Origin of the sequence: Aromatoleum sp., assembly GCF_036675785.1 — a bacterium.
GTDB lineage: Bacteria > Pseudomonadota > Gammaproteobacteria > Burkholderiales > Rhodocyclaceae > Aromatoleum.
On the sequence record NZ_JAKFEF010000025.1, the window covers coordinates 65,554 to 89,232 of the forward strand.

The 23,679-nt window shown below is 64.1% G+C and carries 25 protein-coding genes and 2 tRNA genes; 3 read left to right on the forward strand and 24 right to left on the reverse strand.

Features of this window, described 5'->3' with window-relative positions; genetic code table 11:
- Positions 1-15: 15 nt before the first annotated feature.
- Entirely contained in the window at positions 16-423 is a 408-nt protein-coding gene (locus V6M37_RS06995; RefSeq protein WP_332671824.1) for a MarR family winged helix-turn-helix transcriptional regulator, read from the reverse strand.
- A gap of 242 nt (positions 424-665) precedes the next feature.
- Between V6M37_RS06995 and V6M37_RS07000 the strand changes: the two genes are divergently transcribed.
- Positions 666-1,847: a trans-sulfuration enzyme family protein gene (locus V6M37_RS07000; RefSeq protein WP_332671825.1), complete on the forward strand. Its 1,182-nt coding sequence runs from the start codon at positions 666-668 to the stop codon at positions 1,845-1,847.
- A gap of 79 nt (positions 1,848-1,926) precedes the next feature.
- Positions 1,927-4,995 (forward strand): EAL domain-containing protein, encoded by a 3,069-nt coding sequence (locus V6M37_RS07005; protein ID WP_332671826.1) that lies wholly within the window; start codon positions 1,927-1,929, stop codon positions 4,993-4,995.
- A gap of 167 nt (positions 4,996-5,162) precedes the next feature.
- Here V6M37_RS07005 and V6M37_RS07010 read toward each other — a convergent pair whose 3' ends face one another.
- The 22 genes from V6M37_RS07010 to rpoE form a co-directional block, all read right to left on the reverse strand.
- Positions 5,163-5,540 carry a hypothetical protein gene (locus V6M37_RS07010; protein WP_332671827.1) on the reverse strand — a complete coding sequence of 126 codons (378 nt, stop codon included), beginning with the start codon at positions 5,538-5,540 and terminating at the stop codon, positions 5,163-5,165.
- 6 nt (positions 5,541-5,546) lie between these two features.
- Positions 5,547-5,822 carry a type II toxin-antitoxin system Phd/YefM family antitoxin gene (locus V6M37_RS07015; protein WP_332671828.1) on the reverse strand — a complete coding sequence of 92 codons (276 nt, stop codon included), beginning with the start codon at positions 5,820-5,822 and terminating at the stop codon, positions 5,547-5,549.
- 227 nt (positions 5,823-6,049) lie between these two features.
- Positions 6,050-6,457: a hypothetical protein gene (locus V6M37_RS07020; protein WP_332671829.1), complete on the reverse strand. Its 408-nt coding sequence runs from the start codon at positions 6,455-6,457 to the stop codon at positions 6,050-6,052.
- Positions 6,458-6,789: 332 nt separating this feature from the next.
- Positions 6,790-6,863 (reverse strand) — tRNA-Cys (locus V6M37_RS07025).
- A gap of 69 nt (positions 6,864-6,932) precedes the next feature.
- Positions 6,933-7,008 (reverse strand) — tRNA-Gly (locus V6M37_RS07030).
- A 36-nt stretch (positions 7,009-7,044) separates the two neighbouring features.
- Positions 7,045-7,638, reverse strand: a complete 594-nt coding sequence (gene pgsA / locus V6M37_RS07035) for a CDP-diacylglycerol--glycerol-3-phosphate 3-phosphatidyltransferase (RefSeq protein ID WP_332671927.1) — start codon at positions 7,636-7,638, stop codon at positions 7,045-7,047.
- A 31-nt stretch (positions 7,639-7,669) separates the two neighbouring features.
- Positions 7,670-9,478 (reverse strand): excinuclease ABC subunit UvrC, encoded by a 1,809-nt coding sequence (gene uvrC, locus V6M37_RS07040; RefSeq protein ID WP_332671830.1) that lies wholly within the window; start codon positions 9,476-9,478, stop codon positions 7,670-7,672.
- Positions 9,479-9,497: 19 nt separating this feature from the next.
- Entirely contained in the window at positions 9,498-10,568 is a 1,071-nt protein-coding gene (nagZ, locus tag V6M37_RS07045; protein WP_332671831.1) for a beta-N-acetylhexosaminidase, read from the reverse strand.
- Positions 10,565-10,942: a holo-ACP synthase gene (gene acpS, locus V6M37_RS07050; protein ID WP_332671832.1), complete on the reverse strand. Its 378-nt coding sequence runs from the start codon at positions 10,940-10,942 to the stop codon at positions 10,565-10,567. Before acpS ends, nagZ begins: the two co-directional genes overlap by 4 nt.
- A gap of 10 nt (positions 10,943-10,952) precedes the next feature.
- A complete protein-coding gene (locus V6M37_RS07055) occupies positions 10,953-11,708 on the reverse strand; it encodes a pyridoxine 5'-phosphate synthase (protein WP_332671833.1) in 756 nt (251 codons plus the stop codon).
- Positions 11,705-12,427: a DNA repair protein RecO gene (gene recO, locus V6M37_RS07060; protein ID WP_332671834.1), complete on the reverse strand. Its 723-nt coding sequence runs from the start codon at positions 12,425-12,427 to the stop codon at positions 11,705-11,707. Before recO ends, V6M37_RS07055 begins: the two co-directional genes overlap by 4 nt.
- A gap of 21 nt (positions 12,428-12,448) precedes the next feature.
- The gene (gene era, locus V6M37_RS07065) at positions 12,449-13,369 is read right to left on the reverse strand and encodes a GTPase Era (protein ID WP_332671835.1); all 921 of its coding nucleotides are present in this window, start codon (positions 13,367-13,369) and stop codon (positions 12,449-12,451) included.
- Complete coding sequence (gene rnc, locus V6M37_RS07070; RefSeq protein WP_332671836.1) at positions 13,366-14,043, reverse strand: ribonuclease III; 678 nt, start codon at positions 14,041-14,043, stop codon at positions 13,366-13,368. The genes era and rnc overlap by 4 nt, the downstream gene beginning before the upstream one ends.
- Complete coding sequence (locus tag V6M37_RS07075) at positions 14,043-14,402, reverse strand: DUF4845 domain-containing protein (protein ID WP_332671837.1); 360 nt, start codon at positions 14,400-14,402, stop codon at positions 14,043-14,045. Before V6M37_RS07075 ends, rnc begins: the two co-directional genes overlap by 1 nt.
- 18 nt (positions 14,403-14,420) lie before the next feature.
- Positions 14,421-15,209 (reverse strand): signal peptidase I, encoded by a 789-nt coding sequence (gene lepB / locus V6M37_RS07080; RefSeq protein ID WP_332671838.1) that lies wholly within the window; start codon positions 15,207-15,209, stop codon positions 14,421-14,423.
- 48 nt (positions 15,210-15,257) lie between these two features.
- Positions 15,258-17,054, reverse strand: coding sequence for a translation elongation factor 4 (lepA, locus tag V6M37_RS07085; RefSeq protein WP_332671839.1), 1,797 nt, complete (start codon positions 17,052-17,054; stop codon positions 15,258-15,260).
- A gap of 45 nt (positions 17,055-17,099) precedes the next feature.
- A complete protein-coding gene (locus tag V6M37_RS07090) occupies positions 17,100-17,375 on the reverse strand; it encodes a glutaredoxin family protein (RefSeq protein WP_332671840.1) in 276 nt (91 codons plus the stop codon).
- Positions 17,372-18,796: a DegQ family serine endoprotease gene (locus V6M37_RS07095; protein WP_332671841.1), complete on the reverse strand. Its 1,425-nt coding sequence runs from the start codon at positions 18,794-18,796 to the stop codon at positions 17,372-17,374. Before V6M37_RS07095 ends, V6M37_RS07090 begins: the two co-directional genes overlap by 4 nt.
- Entirely contained in the window at positions 18,793-19,266 is a 474-nt protein-coding gene (locus V6M37_RS07100; RefSeq protein ID WP_332671842.1) for a SoxR reducing system RseC family protein, read from the reverse strand. Before V6M37_RS07100 ends, V6M37_RS07095 begins: the two co-directional genes overlap by 4 nt.
- Positions 19,263-20,237 (reverse strand): MucB/RseB C-terminal domain-containing protein, encoded by a 975-nt coding sequence (locus V6M37_RS07105; RefSeq protein WP_332671843.1) that lies wholly within the window; start codon positions 20,235-20,237, stop codon positions 19,263-19,265. The genes V6M37_RS07100 and V6M37_RS07105 overlap by 4 nt, the downstream gene beginning before the upstream one ends.
- Complete coding sequence (locus V6M37_RS07110) at positions 20,234-20,782, reverse strand: sigma-E factor negative regulatory protein (protein WP_332671844.1); 549 nt, start codon at positions 20,780-20,782, stop codon at positions 20,234-20,236. Before V6M37_RS07110 ends, V6M37_RS07105 begins: the two co-directional genes overlap by 4 nt.
- A gap of 9 nt (positions 20,783-20,791) precedes the next feature.
- Entirely contained in the window at positions 20,792-21,391 is a 600-nt protein-coding gene (gene rpoE / locus V6M37_RS07115; protein WP_332671845.1) for an RNA polymerase sigma factor RpoE, read from the reverse strand.
- A 222-nt stretch (positions 21,392-21,613) separates the two neighbouring features.
- Between rpoE and nadB the strand changes: the two genes are divergently transcribed.
- Positions 21,614-23,197: an L-aspartate oxidase gene (gene nadB, locus V6M37_RS07120; RefSeq protein ID WP_332671846.1), complete on the forward strand. Its 1,584-nt coding sequence runs from the start codon at positions 21,614-21,616 to the stop codon at positions 23,195-23,197.
- Here nadB and V6M37_RS07125 read toward each other — a convergent pair.
- Positions 23,194-23,664 carry a protein YgfX gene (locus tag V6M37_RS07125; protein WP_332671847.1) on the reverse strand — a complete coding sequence of 157 codons (471 nt, stop codon included), beginning with the start codon at positions 23,662-23,664 and terminating at the stop codon, positions 23,194-23,196. The genes nadB and V6M37_RS07125 overlap by 4 nt on opposite strands.
- Between the last annotated feature and the right edge of the window lie 15 nt (positions 23,665-23,679).

A 23,679-nucleotide genomic window follows, 5' to 3' on the forward strand; every position in this document is an offset into this window, starting at 1 on the left:
TGTCGTTTGGGATCGTTATTTGAGATTGCCGAGCAGTTGTCCGAAGACGGCAACCGTCTGTTTGAGTGCAGTAGAGTCGATGCCGGCAGTGACCTGTTGTTCGAGCGCGGTGATCTTCCCCCGGCATTCGGAATAGACGCGCAGGCCTTGTTCGGTCAGTGCAACCGCCTTCTCGCGCCGGTCGTTTCCCGGAATGCAACTCAGATAACCCAGTTCCTCCAGACGCTGCACCCGGCGCGTCACGCCGGGCTTTTCGATACCGTAGTGCTGCGAGATCTGAACGAGCGAGACATGGGCATGCTCGTGCAGATAGACCATGACTTGCCACAAGGAGTAGGACAGCTCGTAGGGCTGGAGCAACTGATTCAGCGCCTGGATCAGGGGCCGGTAGACCAACAGGTAGGATCTGAAGAAGCCTTGCATCGTGCTCTGGTTATCTTGATTAACGGTTAACTTACGCAACCTTATAGCGGCGTCGATCTGCCGTCAATCGCGCCGTCCGATCCCAAGCCGCCTGCATCGCGTCTCGGGTCGAAGGCCCGCGCCGACAGGATTTCGGCATCCACCGCTATCGCATATGCCCGCAGTGAAATACCCGACCACAGCACCGGGCGGAATAACCGGTGCGACAATTGTCGGCCTCTCCACATTATGAGAATCCGGCAATGAATCACCTACGCACCCGCGCAGTCCATGCCGGCCAGACTCCGGACCCGGAAAGCGGCGCGATCTCGACGCCGATCAACCAGACGTCCGCCTTCGCGTACGTCACGCTCGCCAACGGCGCCGCGATCTTTGCCGGCGAGGCCGACGGCTTCCGTTACAGCCGTTTCGCCAACCCCACCGTCAAGGTGCTGGAAGACAAGATCGCTGACCTGGAAGGCGCGGAGGCTGCCGTCGCGTTCAGCAGCGGCACGGCCGCCGTGTGCTCGACCGTGCTGTCGCTGCTCGCCCCTGGCGACGAGATCGTGTTTCTCGGGCCGCTTTACGGCGGCACGGAGAGCCTGTTCAACGCCTTCGGCGGGCGCTTCGGAATCCGGGTCGTGGACGCGGCGGAGCGCGGGCTGGAAGCGAGTCTCTCGCCCGCAACCCGCCTGATCTGGGTCGAAACGCTGACCAACCCCACGCTGCACCTGCACGACCTCGCGACCGTTGCCGCGATGGCGCGGGCGCGCGGCATCATGACGATCGCTGACAACACCTTCTGCTCGCCGTGCCTGACGCGTCCGCTCGAACACGGCATCGATCTCGTGATGCATTCGATGACGAAATACCTGGGCGGTCACGGTGACAGCACCGGCGGCGTGCTCGCCGGCCCACAGCCGTTGATCGCCCAGGTGCGCGCAACCGGCATGGGGCATGTGGGCGGTAATCTTGCCCCGCACGAAGCCTTCTTGATCCTGCGCGGCGTGAAGACTCTGCCCCTGCGCATGGCGGCCCATTGCGAGGGGGCCACCGAAGTCGCCGCCTTTCTGTCGACGCACCCCGCGGTGGCTGCAACACACTACCCGGGGCTCCCGGGCCATCCGCAACACGCGCTCGCGCGGCGACAGATGGAAGGCGGGTACGGGGGCATCGTGTCGTTCGAACTCGCGCGAGGCACCCGCACCGCCGCCGCGGCCCTGCTGGACAACCTGAAGCTCTTCACACAAGCCGTGTCGCTGGGCGATGTCGACAGCCTCGCCTGCCACCCGGCGAGCACGACGCACAGTTGCATATCGCCCGAAGCGCGGGCACGGAGCGGGATCGGCGAGGGCCTGGTCCGCCTCAGCGTCGGGATCGAGCACCCGCAGGACCTGATCGCCGATCTGCGCGGCGCCCTCGCCGTGAGCGAAGCAGCCGGCTGATCGGGCGCCGGATTCGGAATGAATTTCCGCCCGTTCCTGCGACTCAAAGTCGATAGCAGCGCAGAAATGGGAGCAACGCATGTCGAGAGCGATTCAATCGAGCTGGTTGTCCCGACCCGAGAACAACGCACGGGTAAAGACCGCGTGGGAGGCGCTTCTGAAGGGGCACCTGTCACGACCGCTTCCCGTCATTCGACCTGCAATCAACGAGTCGTGGCGGCGCTGCGTTGCGAAACACGTCAGTCCGTTCGGAGATCCCCACCCGCCTCTGGAGCGGGGTGAGCTCGAAACACTGCGGCGCCACAACGAGCGGCTGCTGGCGGCGGCCGCGCCGTTCCTGGTCCAGGCGCGCGGTTTTCTCGCACATACCGGCACCGTGATGATCCTCACCGACTCCCAGGGCACGATTCTCGATGTCGAGGGAGACGCACAGCTTCGCGATGCGATCGAGACGGCGTGCCTGGTCCCCGGATACAACTGGCGCGAGGCGACGATGGGCACGAACGCGATCGGTACCGCACTTGCCGCCGATCAACCCGTTCAGGTTCACGCGTCGGAGCATTACCGGGAGGAAGTTCAGAAATGGACGTGCTCCGCGTCGCTCATTCACGACCCCATTGATCGTTCAGTCCTCGGCGTGCTGGACCTCAGCGGGCTGCGACGCGATTACAGCCCGCAGAGTCTCGCGCTGATTTCCGCCATCACCGACGGTGTCGAAGCGAGGCTGGTGCAAATGGAAACCGAGCAACGGCTTCAGTTGCTCGAAGCCGCCGTGACCCGGTTATCGAGCCCCGAGGGCGTCGTCGTTTTCGACGCTCACGGCCGTCTGGTTAAGGCGAACGAACGGGCTTCGGCTGCGGCCGCTGCCCTCGGCGTCACTCTGACGGCGGGCGTGCGGATTCCGGTGGCGGGCAGCGGACGGCCCGACGACGACAAGCCTCCTGTTCTGCCAACATGGGTGTTCGAAAATCGCGTCGAACCCGTGTTTCAGTGCGGCGGGCTGCTCGGGTTCGTCGTCTCGTTCGGGTTGCCGCCCGGTGAAACAAGCATTCCCAAGACAGGCTCCGCCCGCAAGCCGAACGCCCCGCCCTATGCCACCCTGCTCGCAACGATGATCGACCAGTCCGTCACGCTCATCGCGCTCAAGGATCTCGATGGTCGCTATGAATTCGTCAATCGACGTTTCGAGGAGGTGTTCGGCCTGCGCTCAGCGGACGTCCTGGGCCACACCGACGCTGACTTGTTCGAGCCAGAAGCGGCCCGACAGATTCGCGCTCGTGATTTCGAGGCAATGGAGCGAATGGCGCCGACCGCGTCAACCTCGGAACTCGACCTCGGCCCGCGTCGTGTCCGGCTTGCGAGCAGTCGCTTCCCGGTTTTCGACGAGAAAGGCGAGGTCGTGGCGTTATGCGTGCAGGCCACCGAGCTCGATCGCGCGGCGGACATTGCGCCTGCCCCCTCACCCGCGGAGGCGCTGCGCCGCACCGACGATGCAGTTCTGATCGCCGATGCCGAGGGCGTCATCCTCACGGTGAACGACACGTTTACCCGGGTCACCGGCTACGCGCGCGACGAGGCCGTGGGGAAGCGCCCGAACTTGCTCAAGTCGGGCCTGCATTCGAAGGAGTTCTACCACCGGATGTGGCGCGGGCTGATTGAACAGGGCCACTGGCAGGGAGAAATCCAGAATCGACGCAAGAGCGGAGAGATCTTTCCGGAATGGCTGACGATCTACAGCGTGAAGGACGCAGGGGGCCAGACTCAGAACTTCGTCGCGATTTTCGGCGAAAGCGCCGCCTTGGCCACTGCGCGCGAGCGCGCGGAATACGCGACCACGCACGACAGCCTCACCGGCTTGCCCAACCGGGAGCTGCTGGCCTCCCGGCTGTCCGGCTGCCTTGCCGAAGCGCGAAAAACGGGCGAGCGGGTCGCGGTGCTGCTGATCGATCTGGACGACTTCCAGGGCGTCAACGACTCGCTCGGACATGAAGTTGGCGACCTGCTCCTGCGCCAAGCCGCCGACCGGCTGCGCCGCAGCCTGTGCAATGCTCATACCCTGGCACGGGTTGGAGCGGACCAGTTCGCGGCCGTCCTCAGAGGCGCGGACAATGACGGGCTTCGGCGCGTCGCGGTCGAAGTTCTCGACTATCTCTCGGTCTCGTTCTGCCTGCGCACCCACGAGGTGCTCGGCGGAGCGTGCATGGGAATCAGCATTGCGCCGGACGATGGTTCGGAAGCAGGCGAATTGCTGCGGCATGCCGGCACCGCGCTGAACGAGGCGAAGCGCCGTGGGCGCAACAGCTTCCAGTTCTTCTCGTCGCAGATGCAGGTGGCGGTTCAACAACGTGTAACGCTGGCGACCAGCCTGAGAGCGGCGATCGACAACGACCGCTTCGAGATCGTCTATCAGCCGCAAAGCGAGCTCGAGAGCGGCAAGCTCGTCGGCGCCGAGGCCCTGCTGCGCTGGAAAGACGACGTGCTCGGGGAAGTTCCGGCCGGACGTTTCATTCCCGCCGCGATCCGCGCCGGATTGATCACCACGATCAACGAATGGGTGCTGAACAAGGTCGTGGGTCAGGTGGCGTTGTGGCGCGAGCAGGGATACGAGCCGCCCCGGATCTCGATCAACATCGCGGCCGAGCAGTTTCACGAACCCCGCTTCGTCGAGCACATCTGCGATCTTCTCGAGCGCCGCGGCGTCCCGCAGCGGGCGATCTGCCTCGAGCTGACCGAGGGGACGCTGATGGAAGATCTCGACGGGGGAACGGAGCTCCTTTCCCGGCTCGCCGAGCACGGCATCGTCGCGAGCATCGACGACTTCGGCACGGGCTATTCGTCTCTGGCCTATCTCAGCCGTTTGCCCGTCCATGAACTCAAGGTCGACCAAAGCTTCGTGCAGGGCATCGAGAGCGAGCCGCGCAAGCGATCCATCGTCATCGCAATCATTCAAATGGCACACGCGCTCGGCATGACCGTGCTCGCGGAAGGCATCGAAACGGAGGCGCAACTGTCGTTTCTGAAGGAGCGACATTGCGAACTGGGACAGGGCTTCCTGTTCCATCGCCCGCTCGATGCAGACCGCTTCGAGCATCTCTTCGCGATGCAGGCTAAGCGCGGGCAGGAGCCTGTCGCGCTGACCGCGCGGTAGCGGCGCTCAACCGCGCGGCCGTCATCGGGCACTTTCCCGCCACCTTATTCCGACATCACGGGAGTGGCGGGACCGGCTTTGCCACTCCACTCGTGGACGAAAAAACCCGCCGAAGCGGGTCGACGACAAGCGGATAGGTAGGCATCGGCCTGCACGGAGAGCCCTCCTCAAACCGCGTAGCTCAACTGGCGCTGATGCCGCATCGCCAGGAGCACTACCCGGTCGCTCGAATGTGCATACAGCACCACGTGACGCTTGAGCACATACTCACGCACGTGCGGCAACCGCGCCTCATCGGCAAGGGCTTGAACCTTGCGGGCACGAATCTGCGCTTGAACGGACCGCCCGCCGAAAAACCGCGCAGGGCGACCACCGGCTGGCGCCCATCGGAGCGTCTCGGTCATCTCACGCAACTCGGCACGAAGCGCACGAAAGCGGTCGTCCGCGGTCGTCTCGTCCTGCTCGACAATGAACGCCCTCGCCTCCTCCAGGCAGGCAGCGAAGTGCGGCGTCGCGACGACGGAGGCTCGCTGGGGTAGCGCCACGGGCGTTCAGCCCGCAAGCAGGCGGTTGAGTTCGTCTTCGGTGACGACCTCCCCCTCCAGCACTTGGCGCAGCCCGACCTCGGCGTCGTCCAGCAGCACCAGGCTGGCGTGCTCCTCTTCGAGCGTGTGGTAATAGTCGAGCTTTTTGGCGTCGACTATGGCTACGTAGCTCGCGCCGTTCTTGGTCAGGATCTTTTCGGCCCCGGCCCCCACGACTTCCTCGGCGAGCTCGGTCAAGCGCGCTCGCGCCTCGCTGATCGGGACCACGTCGCTGGCACGCATCTTCGGTTCCTTAACGAATTCGTTAACGTTCACTGTAGCGAACGAACCGGGTTGTGGAAAGTTCGATCGGCCCTGGCACTGGGCGCGGTGCCGCGGCAGGGAGGTACCGCTCGGCCGCCTACAAATGGGGCGGTTTGCATCGTAGTGCGGACATTCATCATCAGGGCCAATCTGATCAGCCAGCAGGATCGGCGGTCGTGCATGACGCGCCGACGCCCTGCCCGAATTCACCGCATTGGATTCGCTTCGAACGCGGAAAAAGCGCCCTCCTCATCTCCGCGTTCCTTCAGCACCTCGCAACTTCCATAGATTTCGCCACGGAGTTGCTGCGCCGACCAGGGAAGGAACAGCTCAGCCTCAAATAGAGCGGTCGGGAAGGACATGCCATTACAAGAACCCTGCAGCTTGAGCGGGAAGTTCCTTTTGCCGAGCGGCCGTACTTTCGTCACCACGCGGAATCCGGCCAGGACTCCTTGTTCGACGAACGCGCATTCGCTCAGGTCACCGGAGGAGAGAAAGGCGGCGCCGGCCTGCTCGCCGATGAAGACTCGCGCGTCACCTTGCCATTGGCCGACCTTGAACCCGAGGCGTGGACACCCTGCGTTTTCGACCGTGATCTGCCGGTGGCCGAACAAAACGGATAATGCATTCGCGGCGGGCGGACGAGAGCGGCAGGCAGATTCCGGTGAATCTCAGGATTTTGTCGAACGGATGCAACGGGAGCGGATCGTGGGCGGGGGACGGCCCGGGGCACTGAGGGACCGGCAGATAGCCAGCGACGGGGCCAACAACGAGATGAGGCTGAAGCCGGATCGCGTTTCGCCGGCATTCGAACTCGCGACCACGGCCGATTTGGCCGTTGACCTGCCGCTTTACTCCGCCCAACACCGGAGTGGCAAAACCATTTTGCCACTCGTCCCTAGCCGAAAAAAAGCCCGCTAAAGCGGGCTTAGGTCTTTGATTCTTTTGGAGGCGCGAACCGGAATCGAACCGATGTACACGGCTTTGCAGGCCGCTGCATAACCACTCTGCCATCGCGCCAAGCTACTCGCCTGACTTCCCGATGCGCTTCGATCGGGGAAGCATCCGAATGGGTGCTTCGAGAAATTCTGGAGCGGGAAACGAGTCTCGAACTCGCGACCTCAACCTTGGCAAGGTTGCGCTCTACCAACTGAGCTATTCCCGCTGAAAGACCGCCATTATAGTTCACGATCGGCAACTGTCAACCGTTCTTGCCCCGCATTTTTCGATCATGTTGCACGAGATGCGGCATCGCGCGGTGAAGATAGTATCCCATCGACCACAGCGTCAGCGCTGCCGCGATGTAGATCAGGATCTCTCCGACGATGCGCAGGTTCACGGACAAGAGCGGCGCATTGTAGAGCAGCAGCGGGATCGCCGTCATTTGGGCGGCAGTTTTCATTTTTCCGACGAAAGCGACAGCCACGCCGGCCGATTCGCCGACTCGGGCCATCCACTCGCGCAGGGCCGAAATCGTGATCTCGCGTCCGATGATGACCACCGCAATGATCGAATCGACCCGGGCGAGTTGCACGAGCAGGATCAGTGCGGCGGCGACCATCAATTTGTCGGCGACCGGGTCGAGGAAGGCACCGAAGGCCGAAGTCTGGTTCAGCGCGCGCGCAAGGTAACCGTCGAACCAGTCGGTGATGGCGGCGACGATGAAGATCAGGGTTGCTGCGAGATTTTTCCCGTCGGCATCGAGCCAGTGATCGGGAAAGTAAAAGACGCCGACGAACAGCGGAATCAGCGCAATGCGCGCCCATGTCAGCGAGTTTGGAACGTTGAATAGCATTGAATAAGGCCGGGAGGCCGTGGGGAGCGCGTCAATGCAGGGCATTGTATATCGCTTCGGCAGTCTTTCGGCTCACGCCCCCGACGCGGCACAGGTCTTCGACCGTCGCGGAGCGCACCCCGTCGAGGCCGCCGAAACTGGCCAGGAGGTTCCGGCGCCGGGTCGGCCCGACGCCGGGAATGTCCTCGAGCCGCGAGCCGATCCGCGTCTTGGCCCGCTTCGCACGATGCCCGGTGATCGCGAACCGGTGCGCCTCGTCCCGGATTTCCTGGATCAAATGCAGCGCTGGGTGGTCGGGGGCGAGGTTCAGCGCCCGCCCGTCGGGAAAGATCAACGTCTCGAGACCGGGCTTGCGCTCCTCGCCCTTCGCTACGCCGACCATTGCGATCGACTCCAGCCCGACGTCGGCGAGCACCGCGCGCGCAGCGCCGACCTGCCCCTTTCCGCCGTCGATGAGGATCAGGTCGGGTGACACGCCTTCTCCGGACGCGACCTTCCCGTAGCGGCGCTCGAGCACTTGACGCATCGCGGCGAAGTCGTCGCCCGGCGTGATCCCCGTAATGTTGTAGCGCCGATATTCGGAGTTCTTCATCGCGCCGTCGACACACACGACGCAGGATGCGACGGTCGCCTCCCCCATCGTATGGCTGATGTCGAAACACTCGATCCGCGCGGGGACTTCGTGCAGGTCGAGCGCTTCGCGAAGCGCGTCGAGCCGCAGCTGTGCGCGACCGGTGTCGTGCTTGCGTGCGAGGATCGCGAGGCGCGCGTTGTTCTCGGCCATCTCCATCCACGCCTTCTCCGCCTGAAAACGCGGCGCGACCGGCGAACAGGGTTTGTCTGTGATTTCGGCCATCAGCGTTCGGACCGCGGCAAGCGGGACGTTCACGAGCAACCGCGCCGGCAAGGGCTGGTGGCGGTAATGCTGCTCGATGAACGCGAGCGCGCCGTCAAGCGCACCGATTCCGGCAGCGGCGCTCGGAAACTGCGGACGGTCACCGAGGTGCCGGCCGCCGCGCACCATCGCGAGGTTCACGCAGACGACGCCGCCCTCCTCGACCGCCGCGACGATGTCCACGTCCTCGTCCTTGCGGCTGTCGACGAACTGGCGCTGCAGCACCGCCTGCAGCACCCGGACCTGATCGCGGCACGCGGCCGCCTCCTCGAAGGCGAGTCGTTCAGCGGCCGCGTTCATGCGCGCCGTGAGGTCGTCGATGACTTCCGACGCACGCCCCTCGAGAAAGCGGGCCGCGAGCTTCACATCTCCGGCATACGCGGCCTCGTCGATCAGCCCGACGCAGGGCGCGGTGCAGCGTTTGATCTGATACAGAAGACACGGGCGCGACCGGTTCTGGAATACCGAGTTTTCACAGGTGCGCAAGCGAAACGTCTTCTGCAGCAGGTGGATGCTTTCGCGCACCGCCCACGCGTTCGGAAACGGGCCGAAGTAGCGCGCGCCTTTCGAGAAGGCACCGCGGTGATAGGCGAGACGCGGGAAGTCGTCCGCGGACAATTCGATATAGGGGTACGACTTGTCGTCGCGGAACAGGATGTTGTAGCGGGGCGCGAGGGTCTTGATGAGGTTGTTTTCGAGCAGCAGCGCCTCGGCCTCGGAGCGCGTCGGCGTGATGTCCACGCGCCGGATCTGGGCCACCATCATCGCGATGCGGGGACTCGGCTGCGTGCGCTGGAAATAGCACGACACGCGCCGCTTCAGGTTCTTCGCCTTGCCGACGTAGAGGACCCGTTCCTCGGCGCCGATCATGCGATAGACGCCCGGATCCTCCGGGACATTCCTCAGAAAGTCCTTGGCGTCGAACACGCTGCCCGAGCCACTCATCGAAAGCCGCCCATCCGCGTTACGCGGTGTCCTCGACGATTCCGGCCACGACGGCACGCGCCTGCTGGTAAATCGCATTCTGCTCGAGCGTCGCCGCATCTCCGCATTGCGGCCGCGAGCGGAGCGCTTCGATACGGGCCCGGCTTTCCGCGCCGATCTCCGGCATCCAGTGATCGAGCAGGTCGGAGGCGAGGTCGGGACGATTGCACACCAGCACCATGTCGCAACCCGCCGTATGAGCGGCGCATGCCCGCGCCAGAATGTCGCCGGCGACGGCGGCGCCCTCCATCGTGAGATCGTCGCTGAAAATCACGCCGCCAAATCCGACGCGCGTGCGAAGAACGTCCTGCAACCAGAACGACGAGAAACCCGCCGGTTTTGCGTCGACGCGCCGGTAGATCACGTGCGCCGGCATCACCCCGGACAACCGGCTCCCGAGGCGGTCGCGATATGGCGCGATGTCCTCGGCCCAGATCGCATTGAAGTCACGCTCGTCCACGGGAATCTCGACATGCGAATCGGCTTCCGCGAAACCGTGACCCGGAAAATGCTTGCCGACACAACCCATTCCCGCCTCGGCCATGCCCGACACCAGCGACTGAGCGAGCGCCGCGACGACCTGGGGGTCCCGGTGGAAGGCGCGGTCGCCGACGACGCGGCTGCAACCGTAGTCGAGGTCGAGCACCGGCGTGAAGCTGAGGTCGACACCGTGCGCGAGCAACTCGGCGGCGAGCACGTAGCCGGCCGACCGTGAAGATTCCAGCGCGACGACGTGATCCCGCTCCCAAAGGCGACCGAGGCAACGCATCGACGGGATGCGCGTGAAGCCGTCGTTGCGGAAGCGTTGCACGCGCCCGCCCTCATGATCGACGGCAATGATCAGGGGCCGCTCGCGCAGCGCGTGGATCTCCGCCGTCAGCGCCGACAACTGCCGTGAATCGCTGAAGTTGCGCGCGAACAGGATCACCCCGCCGACGAGTGGGTGACGCAGGCGTCCGCGCTCCTTGTCGGTCAGCGTGTAGCCGGCGACGTCGAGCATCACCGGCCCGAGCGGCAGGACCTTTGCGGGCGAAAAAAACTCGTCGGTCATCGTTTCTCGATCAGGGCGAAGGCGACGACGTAATCCACCTCGTCGGTAAGACTCAAATGGGCGTCGAGGCCACGTTCGCGCAGGAAGTCGGCAAGGGCGTCGTCGAAGCGGAACAGCGGTTTTCCGAGCTCGTCGTGATCGACCGCGACCGCGTGCAAGGTTGCCGGTACCGCGACACCCGTCCCGAGCGCCTTGCCGAACGCCTCCTTCGCGGCAAAGCGCTTCGCGAGGAAGCGTGCAGGATCGCGGCTGGCCGAAAAGCCGTCCTGCTCCGAACCGGCGAGGATCCGCCCTGCAAAACGCTCGCCATATCGCTCGAGCGACTGACGCATCCGCGCGACCTGAACGATGTCGGTGCCGATACCGTGGATCATCGGGGCCGGCTCATCGCGCCGCGTCCGCCGCCTCGCGCATCAGCCGCTTCATCTCCCGGACGGCGTCGCGCAGACCGGAGAAGACCGCCCTGCTGACGATCGCGTGGCCGATGTGCAGTTCACGCACGCCCGGTAATTGCGCGATCGGCTGCACGTTGTAGTAGTTCAGCGCATGGCCGGCATTGAAGCGCATACCGAGCGCGCAAACGGCCTCCCCGGCGCGCCGCACCTTTGCGACTTCGGCGAGGACCGCCGGACTTTCCGCGTCACGCCCGGCGGCGTGGAATGCATGCGCGTAGGGGCCGGTATGGATTTCACAGACGCGCGCGCCGATCCGGGCCGCCGCCTCGACCTGCCGGAGTTCGGCATCGATGAACACGCTGGTGACGATCCCCGCGTCCGCGAGGCGGCCGATGGCCTCCTTCAGCCGCTGCTCCTGAACGACCACATCGAGCCCGCCCTCGGTCGTCACCTCATGACGTCCTTCCGGCACCAGCATCGCCATTTCGGGCTTCAGCGCGCAGGCGATGCCGACCATCTCGTCGGTCGCGGCCATCTCGAGGTTGAGCTTGATCTGCGTGAGATCGCGCAGCTTGCGAACGTCCTCGTCCTGGATGTGGCGCCGGTCTTCGCGTAGATGCACCGTGATCCCGTCGGCGCCGCCGAGATGCGCGTCCACCGCAGCCCACACGGGGTCCGGCTCCCACGTGCGGCGCGCTTGCCTGAGGGTCGCCACATGGTCGATATTGACGCCGAGTTCGATCACAGTTCCTGAAACTCCTTCAGCACCCGACGCGACTGCAACGGCTGTCCGCCGAGATAATGGTTGATCAGCATGCGCAGCAGCGCCTTGCTCTGGACGAGGGTTTCCACCCGGGAAAAATCGTCCCGGGCCATATCGAGCAGCACCTGTCCGTCCACAACCGGCATCCCTTCGGTGCCGTGCGCAGCCGGCGTCGGACCCTTCTCGATTATATAGACGTACTGCCCGGCCGGATCGACGGCACGATCCGAGTCCACCTCGTTTTCGAGCCCGAGCCCATACCCCAGTTCGCGGAGCAATCCGAGTTCGAAGCGACGCAGGATTGGAGCGGCGCTCTCGTTCCGTCCGAGGCTCGCGAGTGCCGTTGCGTAGGCATCGAACAACGCCGGATGCGGATCCTCGCGTGCGGTCAGGCGCACCAGAAGTTCATTGAGGTAGTAGCCGCACATCAGCCCCTGTCCGCCGAGCAGCGGCTGCCCGCCGCGCCATTCCGCGCGCACGAGCGTCTTGATTTCACCGCCGCCCGACCAGTCGAGCAGCAAGGGCTGGAACGCCATGATGACGCCCCGCATCGCCGACATCGGGCGTCGGGCGCCCTTGGCGACCAGCGCGACGCGCCCGTGGTCGCGGGAGAAAGCCTCGACGATCAGGCTCGTTTCCCGCCATGGGTAAGTGTGCAGGACGAACGCCGGCTGCTGATCGACGCGCTGCTTCGGATTCACTGACGGATGCGCCGAAGCGCGTTATTCGTAACCGAGGCTCTTGAGCGCGCGCTCGTCATCGGCCCAGCCGCTCTTGACCTTGACCCAGACTTCGAGAAAAACCTTGCCGTCGAACAACTTCTCGAGCTCGACGCGCGCTTCGGACGCGATCCGCTTCAGCTGCTCGCCGCCCTTGCCGATCACGATGCCCTTGTGCCCCGGCTTGTCGACGACCACCGCCGCGTGAATGCGGCGCAGGCTGCCTTCGGTTTCGAACTTCTCGATCTCGACCGCGATGCCGTACGGCAGCTCGTCGCCGAGCAGACGGAAGAGCTTTTCCCGCAGGAATTCGGCCGCGAGAAAACGCTCGCTGCGATCGGTGATCTCGTCCGCGCCGAACATCGCCTCGCCCACCGGCAGCAGCGGGACTGCCGCCTTCAGGAGCGTCTCGACGTTCGTTCCGCGCTCCGCGCTGAGCGGCACGATTTCGGTGAAGGGATACGCCTCGGCCATCTTCGCAATGAAGGGCAGGAGCCGGCTCTTGTCTTCGAGCCGGTCGACCTTGTTGATGACCAGCACGACGCGCGCATCGGCCGGCAGGACGTCGACGACCTTGCGATCGTCCTCGCCGAAACGCCCCGCCTCGACGACGAAGAACACCAGATCCACGTCGGCGAGAACCTGCGAGACCGTCCGGTTCATCGAACGGTTCAGCGCGTTGCGATGGCGGGTCTGGAATCCGGGGGTATCGACGAACACGAGCTGCGCGTCGTCCTGCGTGAGGATGCCGGTCACGCGATGCCGTGTCGTCTGCGCCTTGCGCGAGACAATGCTGATCTTCTGACCGATCAGCCGATTCAGCAGCGTCGACTTGCCGACGTTGGGGCGGCCGACGATCGCGACGAAACCGGCGCGAAACGGAACCTGGTGATCAGCGCCATCCGGCGCATTCTCGAAATTCATTGCTTCCTCAACTGGGCGAGCGCAAGTTCGGCCGACTGTTGCTCCGCGGCCCGACGGCTCTGCCCGCACCCGATGGTGCGAACGTTCAGCGCGTTGACCTCGCACATCACCTCGAATTCCTGCGCGTGCGCTTCGCCGCGCACTTTTACCGTGACGTAGGTCGGAAGCGGCAGTTTGCGGCCCTGCAGCAGCTCCTGCAGGGCGGTCTTGGGGTCCTTGGCCGCGACGCTCGGATCGATCGCTTCGATGGCCGCCGCGTAGAGCCGGTCGATCACCGCCTTTGCCGCCGGAAAGCCGTCGTCGAGAAAGACGCCGGCGAAGACCGCTTCCAGCGCGTCGGCGAGGATCGACGGGCGGCGGAAACCACCGCTCTTCATCTCGCCTTCGCCGAGACGCAGGTAGTCGCCGAGCTGGAGCTGCGCCGCGACGCGATGCAGCGCGTCCTGGCACACGAGGGAAGCGCGCAGGCGCGACATCTCGCCTTCGCGCAGTCCGGCAAACCGATCGAACAGCGCCATCGCGACGACACAATTGAGGATGCCGTCACCGAGAAACTCTAGGCGCTCGTTGTTGGGCTGCCCGAAGCTGCGGTGCGTGAGGGCCTGCCGCAGCAGCGACGGATCACGAAAATGATGGCCAAGCGCGCGCTCGAGGCGCTCGAACTCCGAAGGCACTACCGCGCAGCCGAAGAGGCGTGGAAGTCGAACAGCAGGCTGACGTTTCCGGCGACCGGCACCTTGCGCTCGTATGCGACCTCGACCAGCGTCTTGCCGCCCTGCTTGGATATTTCCAGGTCGGCGCCGGTGATCGTCTCGACGTCGTCGATCTGTCCGCGGCGGTCGAAGTTGCGTCTCAGCTCCGCCGTCGCCACGCCGTTGTCGCCCTCTTCGGCGACGAGCTTGACGTTCCGCTTGATCGCCAGATACTCGTTGACCGCGGGGACGGCACGAAAGCCGATCAGCAGCGCGAAGCCGAGCAACGAGGCGACGATCAGGAGGCCGATCAGGCTCAGCCCCTCTTGTTTGCACTTCATGCGATCACACGCTCCGTATTAGTGGAAGCCGCCGATGCGCTTCATGTCACTGAAGTTGAACCAGATGAAAAAGGCGCGTCCGACAATGTTCGCGTCGGGGACGAATCCCCAGACACGACTGTCGCTGCTCGCGTCCCGGTTATCGCCCATGACGAAATAATGGTTTGCGGGTACGACGCAACTCACGCCGGCCGTAGTATAGGTGCAGTTTTCCCGGTACGGAAAATCCAGCACATGCGGAACGAATGACGGAGCGTCCCGTTCGATCAGCACCGAATGCTCGACCTCGCCGAGCTTCTCCATAAAGCGTGGCGAATAATACAGCCGGTCGGGGTGAAGATAATCCCCCTGCGCCTGCATTTCGACCGGCTCACCGTTTATCCGCAAGCGCTTGTTCAGGTATTCGACCTTGTCACCAGGAAGCCCGACCACGCGCTTGATGTAATCGAGCGACGGGTCGGCCGGATAGCGGAACACCATCACGTCGCCGCGCTTCGGATCTTCGACCTCGACGACCTTCTTGTTGATCACCGGCAGGCGGATGCCGTAGACCCACTTGTTGACAAGAATGAAGTCACCGACGAGCAGAGTCGGAATCATCGACCCCGACGGGATCTTGAACGGTTCGACGAGAAAGGAGCGCAAGCCGAACACGATCAGGATGACGGGAAAAAAGCTTGCACCGTATTCGACCCACCACGGCGACGGCGCCGCGGGGCCCCGCCGCTTGCGCGCGAACAGTCGATCGATCAACCACAGCACGCCCGTAGCCACGAGCAGCAAGAACAAAATCAGGGCGAAATTCACACAGACTCCGGAGTGGAGGATTTCGGCAAGTGGATGCCGGATGCCGCGTCACTTGCCTTCATCGACGCGCAGCACGGCAAGGAAGGCTTCCTGAGGAATCTCGACGTTGCCGACCTGCTTCATCCGCTTCTTGCCTTCCTTCTGCTTCTCGAGCAGCTTCTTCTTGCGTGTGATGTCGCCGCCGTAGCACTTTGCGAGGACGTTCTTGCGCAATGCCTTGATCGTCTCGCGCGCAACAATATGCGAACCGATCGCCGCCTGCACCGCGACGTCGAACATCTGGCGCGGAATCAGGCCGCGCAGCTTCGCGGCGACCTCGCGGCCCCGATACTGGGCGGAGGCACGATGGACGATCACCGACAGCGCGTCGACCTTCTCGCCGCCAACCAGCAGATCGAGCTTGACGAGGTCGGCGCTGCGGTATTCCTTGAATTCATAGTCGAGCGATGCGTAGCCGCGCGAGACGGATTTCAGCTTGTCGAAGAAGTCCATGACGACTTCGTTCATCGGCATGTCGTAGATGAGCTGAACCTGGCGTCCGTGGTAGCGCATGTCCACTTGGGCGCCGCGCTTCTGGTTGCACAGCGTGATGACCGGTCCGACGTAATCCTGCGGCAGGAAGATCGTTGCGGTAATGATCGGCTCGCGGATTTCCGCGATTTTCGACAGATCCGGGAGTTTGGCCGGGTTTTCGACGCGGATGACTTCGCCGCTGTTCATCAGCACTTCATACACGACCGTCGGCGCGGTCGTGATGAGGTCCATGTCAAACTCCCGCTCGAGCCGCTCCTGGACGATGTCCATGTGCAGCAGCCCGAGGAAGCCGCACCGGAAGCCGAAGCCGAGCGCCTGCGACACTTCAGGCTCATACTGCAGCGACGCGTCGTTGAGCCTCAACTTTTCGAGCGAGTCGCGAAGCTGGTCGTATTCGCTCGACTCCACGGGATAGAGTCCGGCGAACACCTGGGGCTTGATTTCCTTGAAGCCCGGCAGCGGCTCGGCCGCAGGTTTCGTCGCCAGCGTCACCGTGTCGCCGACCTTCGCCGCCTGCAACTCCTTGATGCCGGCGATCACGAACCCGACCTCGCCGGCCGACAATTCGGAGCGGGCAACGGAGCGTGGAGTGAACACGCCGACCTGATCGCACGGATACTGTGCGCCGTTCGCCATCAGGAGGATCCGGTCCTTCGGCCTGAGCACGCCATCGACGACGCGCACGAGCATCACGACGCCGACGTAATTGTCGAACCACGAATCAATGATCAGCGCCTTCAACGGCGCCGTCGGATCACCCTTCGGTGGCGGCACCCGCCGCACGACCGTCTCCAGCACATCCTCGATGCCGAGGCCCGTCTTCGCCGAGCACAGGACGGCTTCCGACGCGTCGACGCCGATGACGTCCTCGATTTCCTGGCGGGCGTTTTCCGGGTCTGCGGCAGGCAGGTCGATCTTGTTCAGGACCGGGACGACTTCGACGTTCTGCTCGATTGCCGTGTAGCAGTTCGCCACCGTCTGCGCCTCGACCCCCTGCGACGCGTCGACGACGAGCAACGCGCCTTCGCATGCCGACAACGAACGGCTGACCTCGTAGGAGAAATCGACGTGCCCCGGCGTGTCGATCAGGTTGAGGTTGTACACCTGCCCGTCTTTCGCCTTGTACTGGAGTGCCGCCGTCTGGGCCTTGATCGTGATCCCTCGCTCGCGCTCGAGATCCATCGAATCGAGGACCTGCGCCTCCATTTCACGGTCCGACAGTCCGCCGCAGTAGTGGATGAGACGGTCGGCCAGCGTTGACTTGCCGTGATCGATGTGCGCGATGATCGAGAAGTTTCGGATATGTTGCATGCGACAACAAAAGAAAGGTGCCGTGCGGCACCTTGTATGTATGGGTTAATCCGGGCAAGTCGCGGATTCTAGCGGAAAACGGCGGCAATAGGCACGGATGGCCGCCTCGTCCAGATGATAGCGGCACAACTGCGTATCGCCCGCCAGGACGACGGGCACCAGTTCATCCCATCGGACCTCGAGCTCGGGATCGGCATCGACGTCGAAGACGCATACCGTCCAGCCCAGTTCGGCTGCAAGCGGCCGGAGTCGGTCGAGAAGATCGTGGCACAAGTGACACCACTCGCGACTCATGACGGTGAACTCTCGACCGCCCGTCATTCGCCGGCCCGCAACGTGATATACGAATTGCCGTCCGCCCGCTCCACGAGCAGCGTCACCTGCTGTCCATCCTTCAACCCCGAGACCATCCGGTCGAATGTCTGGACCGATGTCAGCGCCGTCTGCCGCCCGCGCGAGACGATCGCGACGATGAGGTCACCGACCTGCAACTCGGCCCGGGCCGCCGCCCCCTGCACCCGCTCCACGACGAGCCCGCGATCGATCTCGCGCTCCCGTCGTTGCGCGGCGGTCGGCTCGCCGACGACGAGTCCGAGCTTGTTGGTCGACGGCGCGGGACGTCGGGAGGGCGAAGATTTGCCTCCCTTTTCGTCCTGCCACTCACCGACAGTGACAGCCAGTTCCCGCGACTCACCCGCCCGGTACACGCGGACCGGGACACGCGTGCGGGGGCGAATCGCGGCGACGATCCGCGGCAGATCCGCGGACGCGGAGACGTCCTTGTCGCCGAAGCGGACGATGACGTCGCCCTGCTCGATGCCGGCGCGAGCAGCGGGACCGTCGGGGTCGACCGTGCTGACGAGGGCGCCTTCGGCTTGCGGCAGGCCGAAGCTCTCTGCGAGCCCGCGCGTCACTTCCTGGATCGCGACGCCGATGCGTCCGCGCTGAACCCGTCCCGTCGTCCGCAACTGCTGCTGGACGTCCATCGCGACGTCGATCGGGATCGCGAACGACAGCCCCATGAAACCGCCGGTCTGGCTGTAGATCTGCGAATTCATGCCGACCACCTCGCCGCGGAGATTGAACAATGGCCCGCCGGAATTGCCGGGATTGATCGCGACGTCGGTCTGGATGAAGGGAACGAAATTCTCGTCGGGAAGGCTTCGCCCCTTGGCGCTGACGATGCCGGCAGTGACCGAATGGTCGAACCCGAACGGCGAGCCGATCGCGACGACCCACTCGCCGACCTGCAGCGCATTCGGATCGCCGATCGCGAGCCGCGGCAGGCCGGTCGCGTCGATCTTGATCAATGCGACGTCGCTGCGCGCGTCCGCGCCGATGACTTTCGCGTGAAACTCGCGCTTGTCCACCAAGCGGACGAGAATTTCCTCCGCATCTGCGACAACGTGCGCATTCGTGAGGATGTAACCGTCCCCGCTGACGATGAAGCCCGATCCGAGGGAGCGATTATCCGGATCGGCGTGAGGAATCCCGGGCCTACGCGGGATGAAGCGGCGAAAGAAGTCGAACATCGGATCGTCTTCATCGATGCCCGGGAAATTCGGTGTCGCCGCCTTAACGGCCTGGCGCGTGCTGATGTTGACGACCGCCGCCCCGTGTTTCTGCACCAGCGCGGTAAAGTCCGGCAGCGAGGCCGCACCGCCGGTGAGGGGCGTCAGAGAACAGACCGCAGCAAGAAAAAGGATCCGGAGCGAGTACCCGAGGGACCGCAGCGGCGTCATTCGAATACCCCTCCGCAGCGCGAGCGCGGCGACGGACCCTTCGACAATTCGACGTCGAGACTGCGCCGCCACCTTCCGCTGCGGAGCAACAGGCGGTTCAGTCCGATCACCGCTGCAAGTCCGCCGGCGCCGCCCGCGAAGGCGAAGAGATCCTCGCCCGCCGCGGGTGCGAGCGAATGACCGATCGCAGCGCCGGCGATCAGCAAAGCGACGCCGAGACCATACGTCGCGAACGCGCTGCGCAACGGCATGCGCTCGTCGATGCGAATGCCGACTCCGTCTCCGACTCGGGCACCGATCCGGTTCGGCAGACGGAATTCCTCGTCGGGAGTCTTCAATGCATAGGCAAGACCGATCGAGCGGCAGCCTCCCGGTTCGTCACAACGTCCGCATCCGCCCGACGACCGGTCGACCCGAACCCACGCGTCGCCGTCCTCCAGCCGCGTGACCACGCCATTCGCCTCGATCATCGCGCTGCGGGCTCGATTCCGTCACCCATCCTGCGGACGGTTTCAAGAGGCACTTCGCCGAGCGCGGTGACCACGTGTCCCGCGACGATCCGCTTGTACATATTGACCGCCCCGGTCGCCATCGGGACGACCCCCGGTCGCGCACCGCTCGTGCCCACCGGTTCGATGAATACGGAAACCGCGGCCAGTCCGTCACTGAATACGAGATGCAATGCCTCGCCACGATCCCGGCCCAGCGGCCTGCGCACCACCGAGGTCAGCGCGAACCCGGGCAGCGGAGCACTAAGTGACCAGCCGATGTCCTCTCGGGCGACCTCGACGCCGTGTGCCCGCACGACGCGCCAGTCGCTCTCGCCGGTATAACGCGGTTTGAGCGCCTCGCTGCCGATCTCGCCGCCGATCTTCACGTCGCTGAACGTGAATTGCTCGATGATTTCGCCGGCTTCCCCAACCGTGCGGGCCTTCAACAGCAGCCCGGTTTGCAGTTCCGCCCAGAGCAGATGTCCGTAACGCAGATTGTCCTTCGGCTCGAGGACGATCAGTTGCGCGTCGAGCCCGGCGACGCGGCCCACTTCCCCCTTGCGGATGCGATAGTTTTCCGCCAAGCCGCCGAACGAGACCGGCAAACGGGAAGGGAACGCCCGCTGTCCGCCGGGCTGGTCGACGATGACCATCTTCTGGTCGGGTAGCACACAGCGGACTTCGCTGTTGTTGCGGATCACCTCGCGCGGGCTGCCGTCGAGCACCTCGAGGCGCTCACGCTCGCCGCCGACCGGATCGGCCAGGTGCGCGATACGGGAAGTCTCGAAGTTCTTGCCGGCCTGATAGATGAAGGTCCCGGAATAATTGAGACGATGCCCTGCGCTCGCGATGCGACCCAGCCAGGAGAGCGGATCGCCCGGCGCTTCGGCGAAAACCGCCGAATGGACAAGAAACGCGCAGAACCCGACTACGACTGCGAAACCCTTCATCGAGCAGAATCCTGTCTCACATCCGCGACCGTACGTACATGCTGGATCGCGCCCGAGATCGGACCACCGCCGGTCATCGCCTGGTGCGCGAACAGGTATTCACGATGAGGATCGATCGTCTGGCCGGGAGAGGACGGCCGGACCGAAACCGCAACGCTTTCCGACACGGGGATGCGAGGCGCGGCGGCCATCTGCGGCGATGCATTCTTCGGCCCGGCGTACAAGCCGTGCGCGACCCAACCCACCGCCGCGACACCCATCAGGGAAGCAGCGAGCGGCATGATCTTTCGCCAGGCGTTGTCCTGAGCCGGCGCGCGGCCGCTCGTTCTCGGCGCGAGCAGCGTCGGCTCCCCTTCGATGCCCGCCATCACCCGTTCGACGAAATCGGGGGATACATCGCGATCGCCCCTGATGACGTCCCCGATCGCACAATAAGCGTCCCAGTCGGCGCGCAGGGGCCGATCCCGACGCATCGAGTCGAGCACTGCGTGCATTGATTGTTGATCGAGATCGCCGTCCAGCAGTGCCGACAATTTGTCCTTCATGAGTACCACCTACCAACGTTTGTCAGGAGCCGTGTCCAGCAGCGGCCGAAGTCTTTCCGCAATTGCCTCTCGCGCCCGGAAGATCCGGGAACGCACCGTCCCGATGGGGCATTCCATGATGCTGGCGATCTCTTCATAGCTAAGCCCTTCCAGTTCCCGCAGCATGATCGCCGTCCGCAACTCTTCGGGCAGCGCCTCCATCGCCTCATCGACCGTCCTTCCGATCTGCTGCGTCATCATCAAGCGCTCGGGCGTGTTGATGTCGCGCAGCTGGTCCCCTTCCTCGAAGGTCTCCGCCTCCTCGGAATCGAAGCCGGTCGATGTCGGGGCCCGCCGGCTCTGGGATACCAGGTAATTTTTTGCAGTATTGATGCCGATGCGATAAAGCCAAGTGTAAAAAGCGCTGTCCCCTCTGAACGAACCCAAGGCGCGATACGCCTTGATGAACGTTTCCTGGGCAACATCCTCCACCTCGGCAGAGTCGCGAATCAATCGCGAAAGCAGCCTGTGCAGCTTGCGTTGGTATTTGCTTACCAGCAAACCGAAGGCTTGCTTGTCGCCGCGCTGGACGCGTTCGACAAGCTGCTGATCTATCTCGCGATCGCTCATGGGCGGGTCGTTTCTCTAGGTTGGGCAAAATCCGCGCCAGTATAACGACCGCCCCAGAGTACGGCAAAGCCGAGGCTAACCGAACAGACACAGGCCCGGAAAAATAGTTCAGATATCGGAAGGGTCTTGCAACGCGTGTGCCTGAACCGACCCAAACCGCATCCCGGCGCGCCTTCCCATCATGCTATAGTCCCCCGCGTCAGACCTTGGACTAACACGATCTTGTTAAGACAATACGACGTACTCATTCTGGGTAGCGGCACCGCTGGCCAGTCCTTGGCATTGCGGCTCGCGAACCACCTCCGAGTCGGATTGGTCACGAAACGCGCCTTGCTGGACAGTGCGAGCAATTGGGCTCAGGGCGGCATCGCCGCCGTCCTCGACACGTCCGACAGCATCGAGGCCCACATTCAGGACACGTTCACCGCGAGCGCGGGGTTGTGTGATCCGCAAGCGACGCGCTTCGTCGTCGAACACGGCAAGGCTGCGATCGAATGGCTGATCGGACGCGGCGTGCCCTTCACGCGCGAAGACCAATCGGAACTCGGTTATCACCTGACGCGCGAAGGCGGCCACTCGCATCGTCGCATCATCCACGCCGCCGACGCGACCGGCGCGGCGGTGCAGGCGACGCTGAGCAAACAGGTGCAAACGCACCCGAACATCGAAATCCTCGAGAACCATATCGCGATCGATCTCGTGCTCGGCGAAAAGATCGGGCGCCCCGGCGAAGGTTGCTTCGGTGCGTACGTGCTGGATATCGCGAAAGACCAGGTCGTGACAGTGGGTGCGCGCCATACCGTGCTCGCCACGGGCGGAGCCGGCAAGGTTTATCTATATACGACAAATCCGGACGTCGCGACCGGCGACGGAATCGCAATGGCGTGGCGCGCGGGTTGTCGCGTCGGCAACATGGAATTCATCCAGTTTCATCCGACTTGCCTGTATCACCCGCACGCCAAGTCGTTCCTGATTTCCGAGGCCGTGCGCGGCGAGGGGGGCGTGTTGCGGCTGCCGGACGGCACCCGTTTCATGCCCGAGCACGACCCGCGCGCTGAACTCGCACCGCGAGATGTCGTCGCCCGCGCGATCGACTTCGAAATGAAGAAACGCGGTCTGGACTGTGTGCTGCTCGACATCAGCCACAAGCCGGCGGACTGGCTGCGCTCGCATTTCCCGAATATCCACGCGCGCTGCCTCGAACTCGGCATCGACATCACCCGCGAGCCGATTCCGGTCGTTCCGGCCGCTCATTACACCTGCGGCGGGATCGTCACCGATCTGTCTGCGCGAACCGATGTACCCCGGCTTTACTCGGTCGGCGAATCCGCCTTTACGGGACTGCACGGCGCGAACCGGCTCGCCAGCAATTCGCTTCTCGAATGCCTGGTCTTCGGCGAAGCAGCCGCAAAAGACATTCTCGCGAGCGCCCGTGAAGAATTTCCGGTGCTGCCGGACTGGGACGAAAGCCGCGTAACGGATGCCGACGAGGAAGTCGTGATCACCCACAACTGGGCGGAATTGCGCCGGGCGATGTGGGATTACGTCGGAATCGTACGGACGACCAAGCGACTGCAGCGCGCGCAGCACCGGATCAGGCTGCTGGCACGCGAAATCGACGAGTTCTACTCCCACTTCCGCGTCACGAACGATCTGATCGAACTACGCAACCTCGTTGTCACCGCCGACCTGATCGTCCGATGTGCGCTGCGGCGGCGGGAAAGCCGTGGCCTGCATTACTCGCGGGACTTTCCGGAAACGCTCCCGCGCGCCCGCGATACCATCCTTCACCCGCGCCGGAATTAACCGACGTCTGCCGACGCGCTCGCATCGGGCTTCCCCGACGCAAGCGCCTTGTGCTTCAGCCAGATTCTCAACCCGCGCCACGCGCCAGGCGACAGGTTGTCGGGTAGTAACATCACAGCTGCCGCTCGGCTCGGGGCTTGATCCGGAGTGGCGGCGACGCGCCACTGCAGCCAGATCGCCCAGCCGAAGTCGGTACAGCCCCGATCCAGGAACGCCTGCGCGGCTTCGCCGCTGCACGATACCGCAAGTTTTCCCGAGTCCTCGAGGACCATGCGGAGGCCGTCTTTCGCACGTTCGCCACGAAACGCAACGAGCATCGACACCCCCAGTGCAATCGCAGCCGCGAGACGGACCGCCCACGGCAGCGACGAGAGCAGAAACGCCGTCGCCGCGATCAAATGGATCGCGGCGACAAGGACCAGCGCTTGCCGGGACGGCACAAGCTCCAGCTCGATCGGGTAGCGCATCAGGGCATGCGCTAC

Coding starts and splice junctions, on each gene's coding strand:
- uvrC (WP_332671830.1), bottom strand. CDS start 9,478: ATGAGTGGCTCGGGCAGCGTGTTCGACGCCAAGGACTTTCTGAGGAAT.
- V6M37_RS07075 (WP_332671837.1), bottom strand. CDS start 14,402: ATGAAGTGCAAACAAGAGGGGCTGAGCCTGATCGGCCTCCTGATCGTC.
- pgsA (WP_332671927.1), bottom strand. CDS start 7,638: ATGCTATTCAACGTTCCAAACTCGCTGACATGGGCGCGCATTGCGCTG.
- rpoE (WP_332671845.1), bottom strand. CDS start 21,391: ATGAGCGATCGCGAGATAGATCAGCAGCTTGTCGAACGCGTCCAGCGC.
- nagZ (WP_332671831.1), bottom strand. CDS start 10,568: ATGACCGACGAGTTTTTTTCGCCCGCAAAGGTCCTGCCGCTCGGGCCG.
- lepA (WP_332671839.1), bottom strand. CDS start 17,054: ATGCAACATATCCGAAACTTCTCGATCATCGCGCACATCGATCACGGC.
- V6M37_RS07090 (WP_332671840.1), bottom strand. CDS start 17,375: ATGACGGGCGGTCGAGAGTTCACCGTCATGAGTCGCGAGTGGTGTCAC.
- V6M37_RS07110 (WP_332671844.1), bottom strand. CDS start 20,782: ATGAAGGACAAATTGTCGGCACTGCTGGACGGCGATCTCGATCAACAA.
- V6M37_RS06995 (WP_332671824.1), bottom strand. CDS start 423: ATGCAAGGCTTCTTCAGATCCTACCTGTTGGTCTACCGGCCCCTGATC.
- V6M37_RS07095 (WP_332671841.1), bottom strand. CDS start 18,796: ATGACGCCGCTGCGGTCCCTCGGGTACTCGCTCCGGATCCTTTTTCTT.
- acpS (WP_332671832.1), bottom strand. CDS start 10,942: ATGATCCACGGTATCGGCACCGACATCGTTCAGGTCGCGCGGATGCGT.
- V6M37_RS07000 (WP_332671825.1), top strand. CDS start 666: ATGAATCACCTACGCACCCGCGCAGTCCATGCCGGCCAGACTCCGGAC.
- V6M37_RS07005 (WP_332671826.1), top strand. CDS start 1,927: ATGTCGAGAGCGATTCAATCGAGCTGGTTGTCCCGACCCGAGAACAAC.
- V6M37_RS07015 (WP_332671828.1), bottom strand. CDS start 5,822: ATGCGTGCCAGCGACGTGGTCCCGATCAGCGAGGCGCGAGCGCGCTTG.
- V6M37_RS07125 (WP_332671847.1), bottom strand. CDS start 23,664: ATGCGCTACCCGATCGAGCTGGAGCTTGTGCCGTCCCGGCAAGCGCTG.
- V6M37_RS07105 (WP_332671843.1), bottom strand. CDS start 20,237: ATGAAGGGTTTCGCAGTCGTAGTCGGGTTCTGCGCGTTTCTTGTCCAT.
- era (WP_332671835.1), bottom strand. CDS start 13,369: ATGAATTTCGAGAATGCGCCGGATGGCGCTGATCACCAGGTTCCGTTT.
- V6M37_RS07100 (WP_332671842.1), bottom strand. CDS start 19,266: ATGATCGAGGCGAATGGCGTGGTCACGCGGCTGGAGGACGGCGACGCG.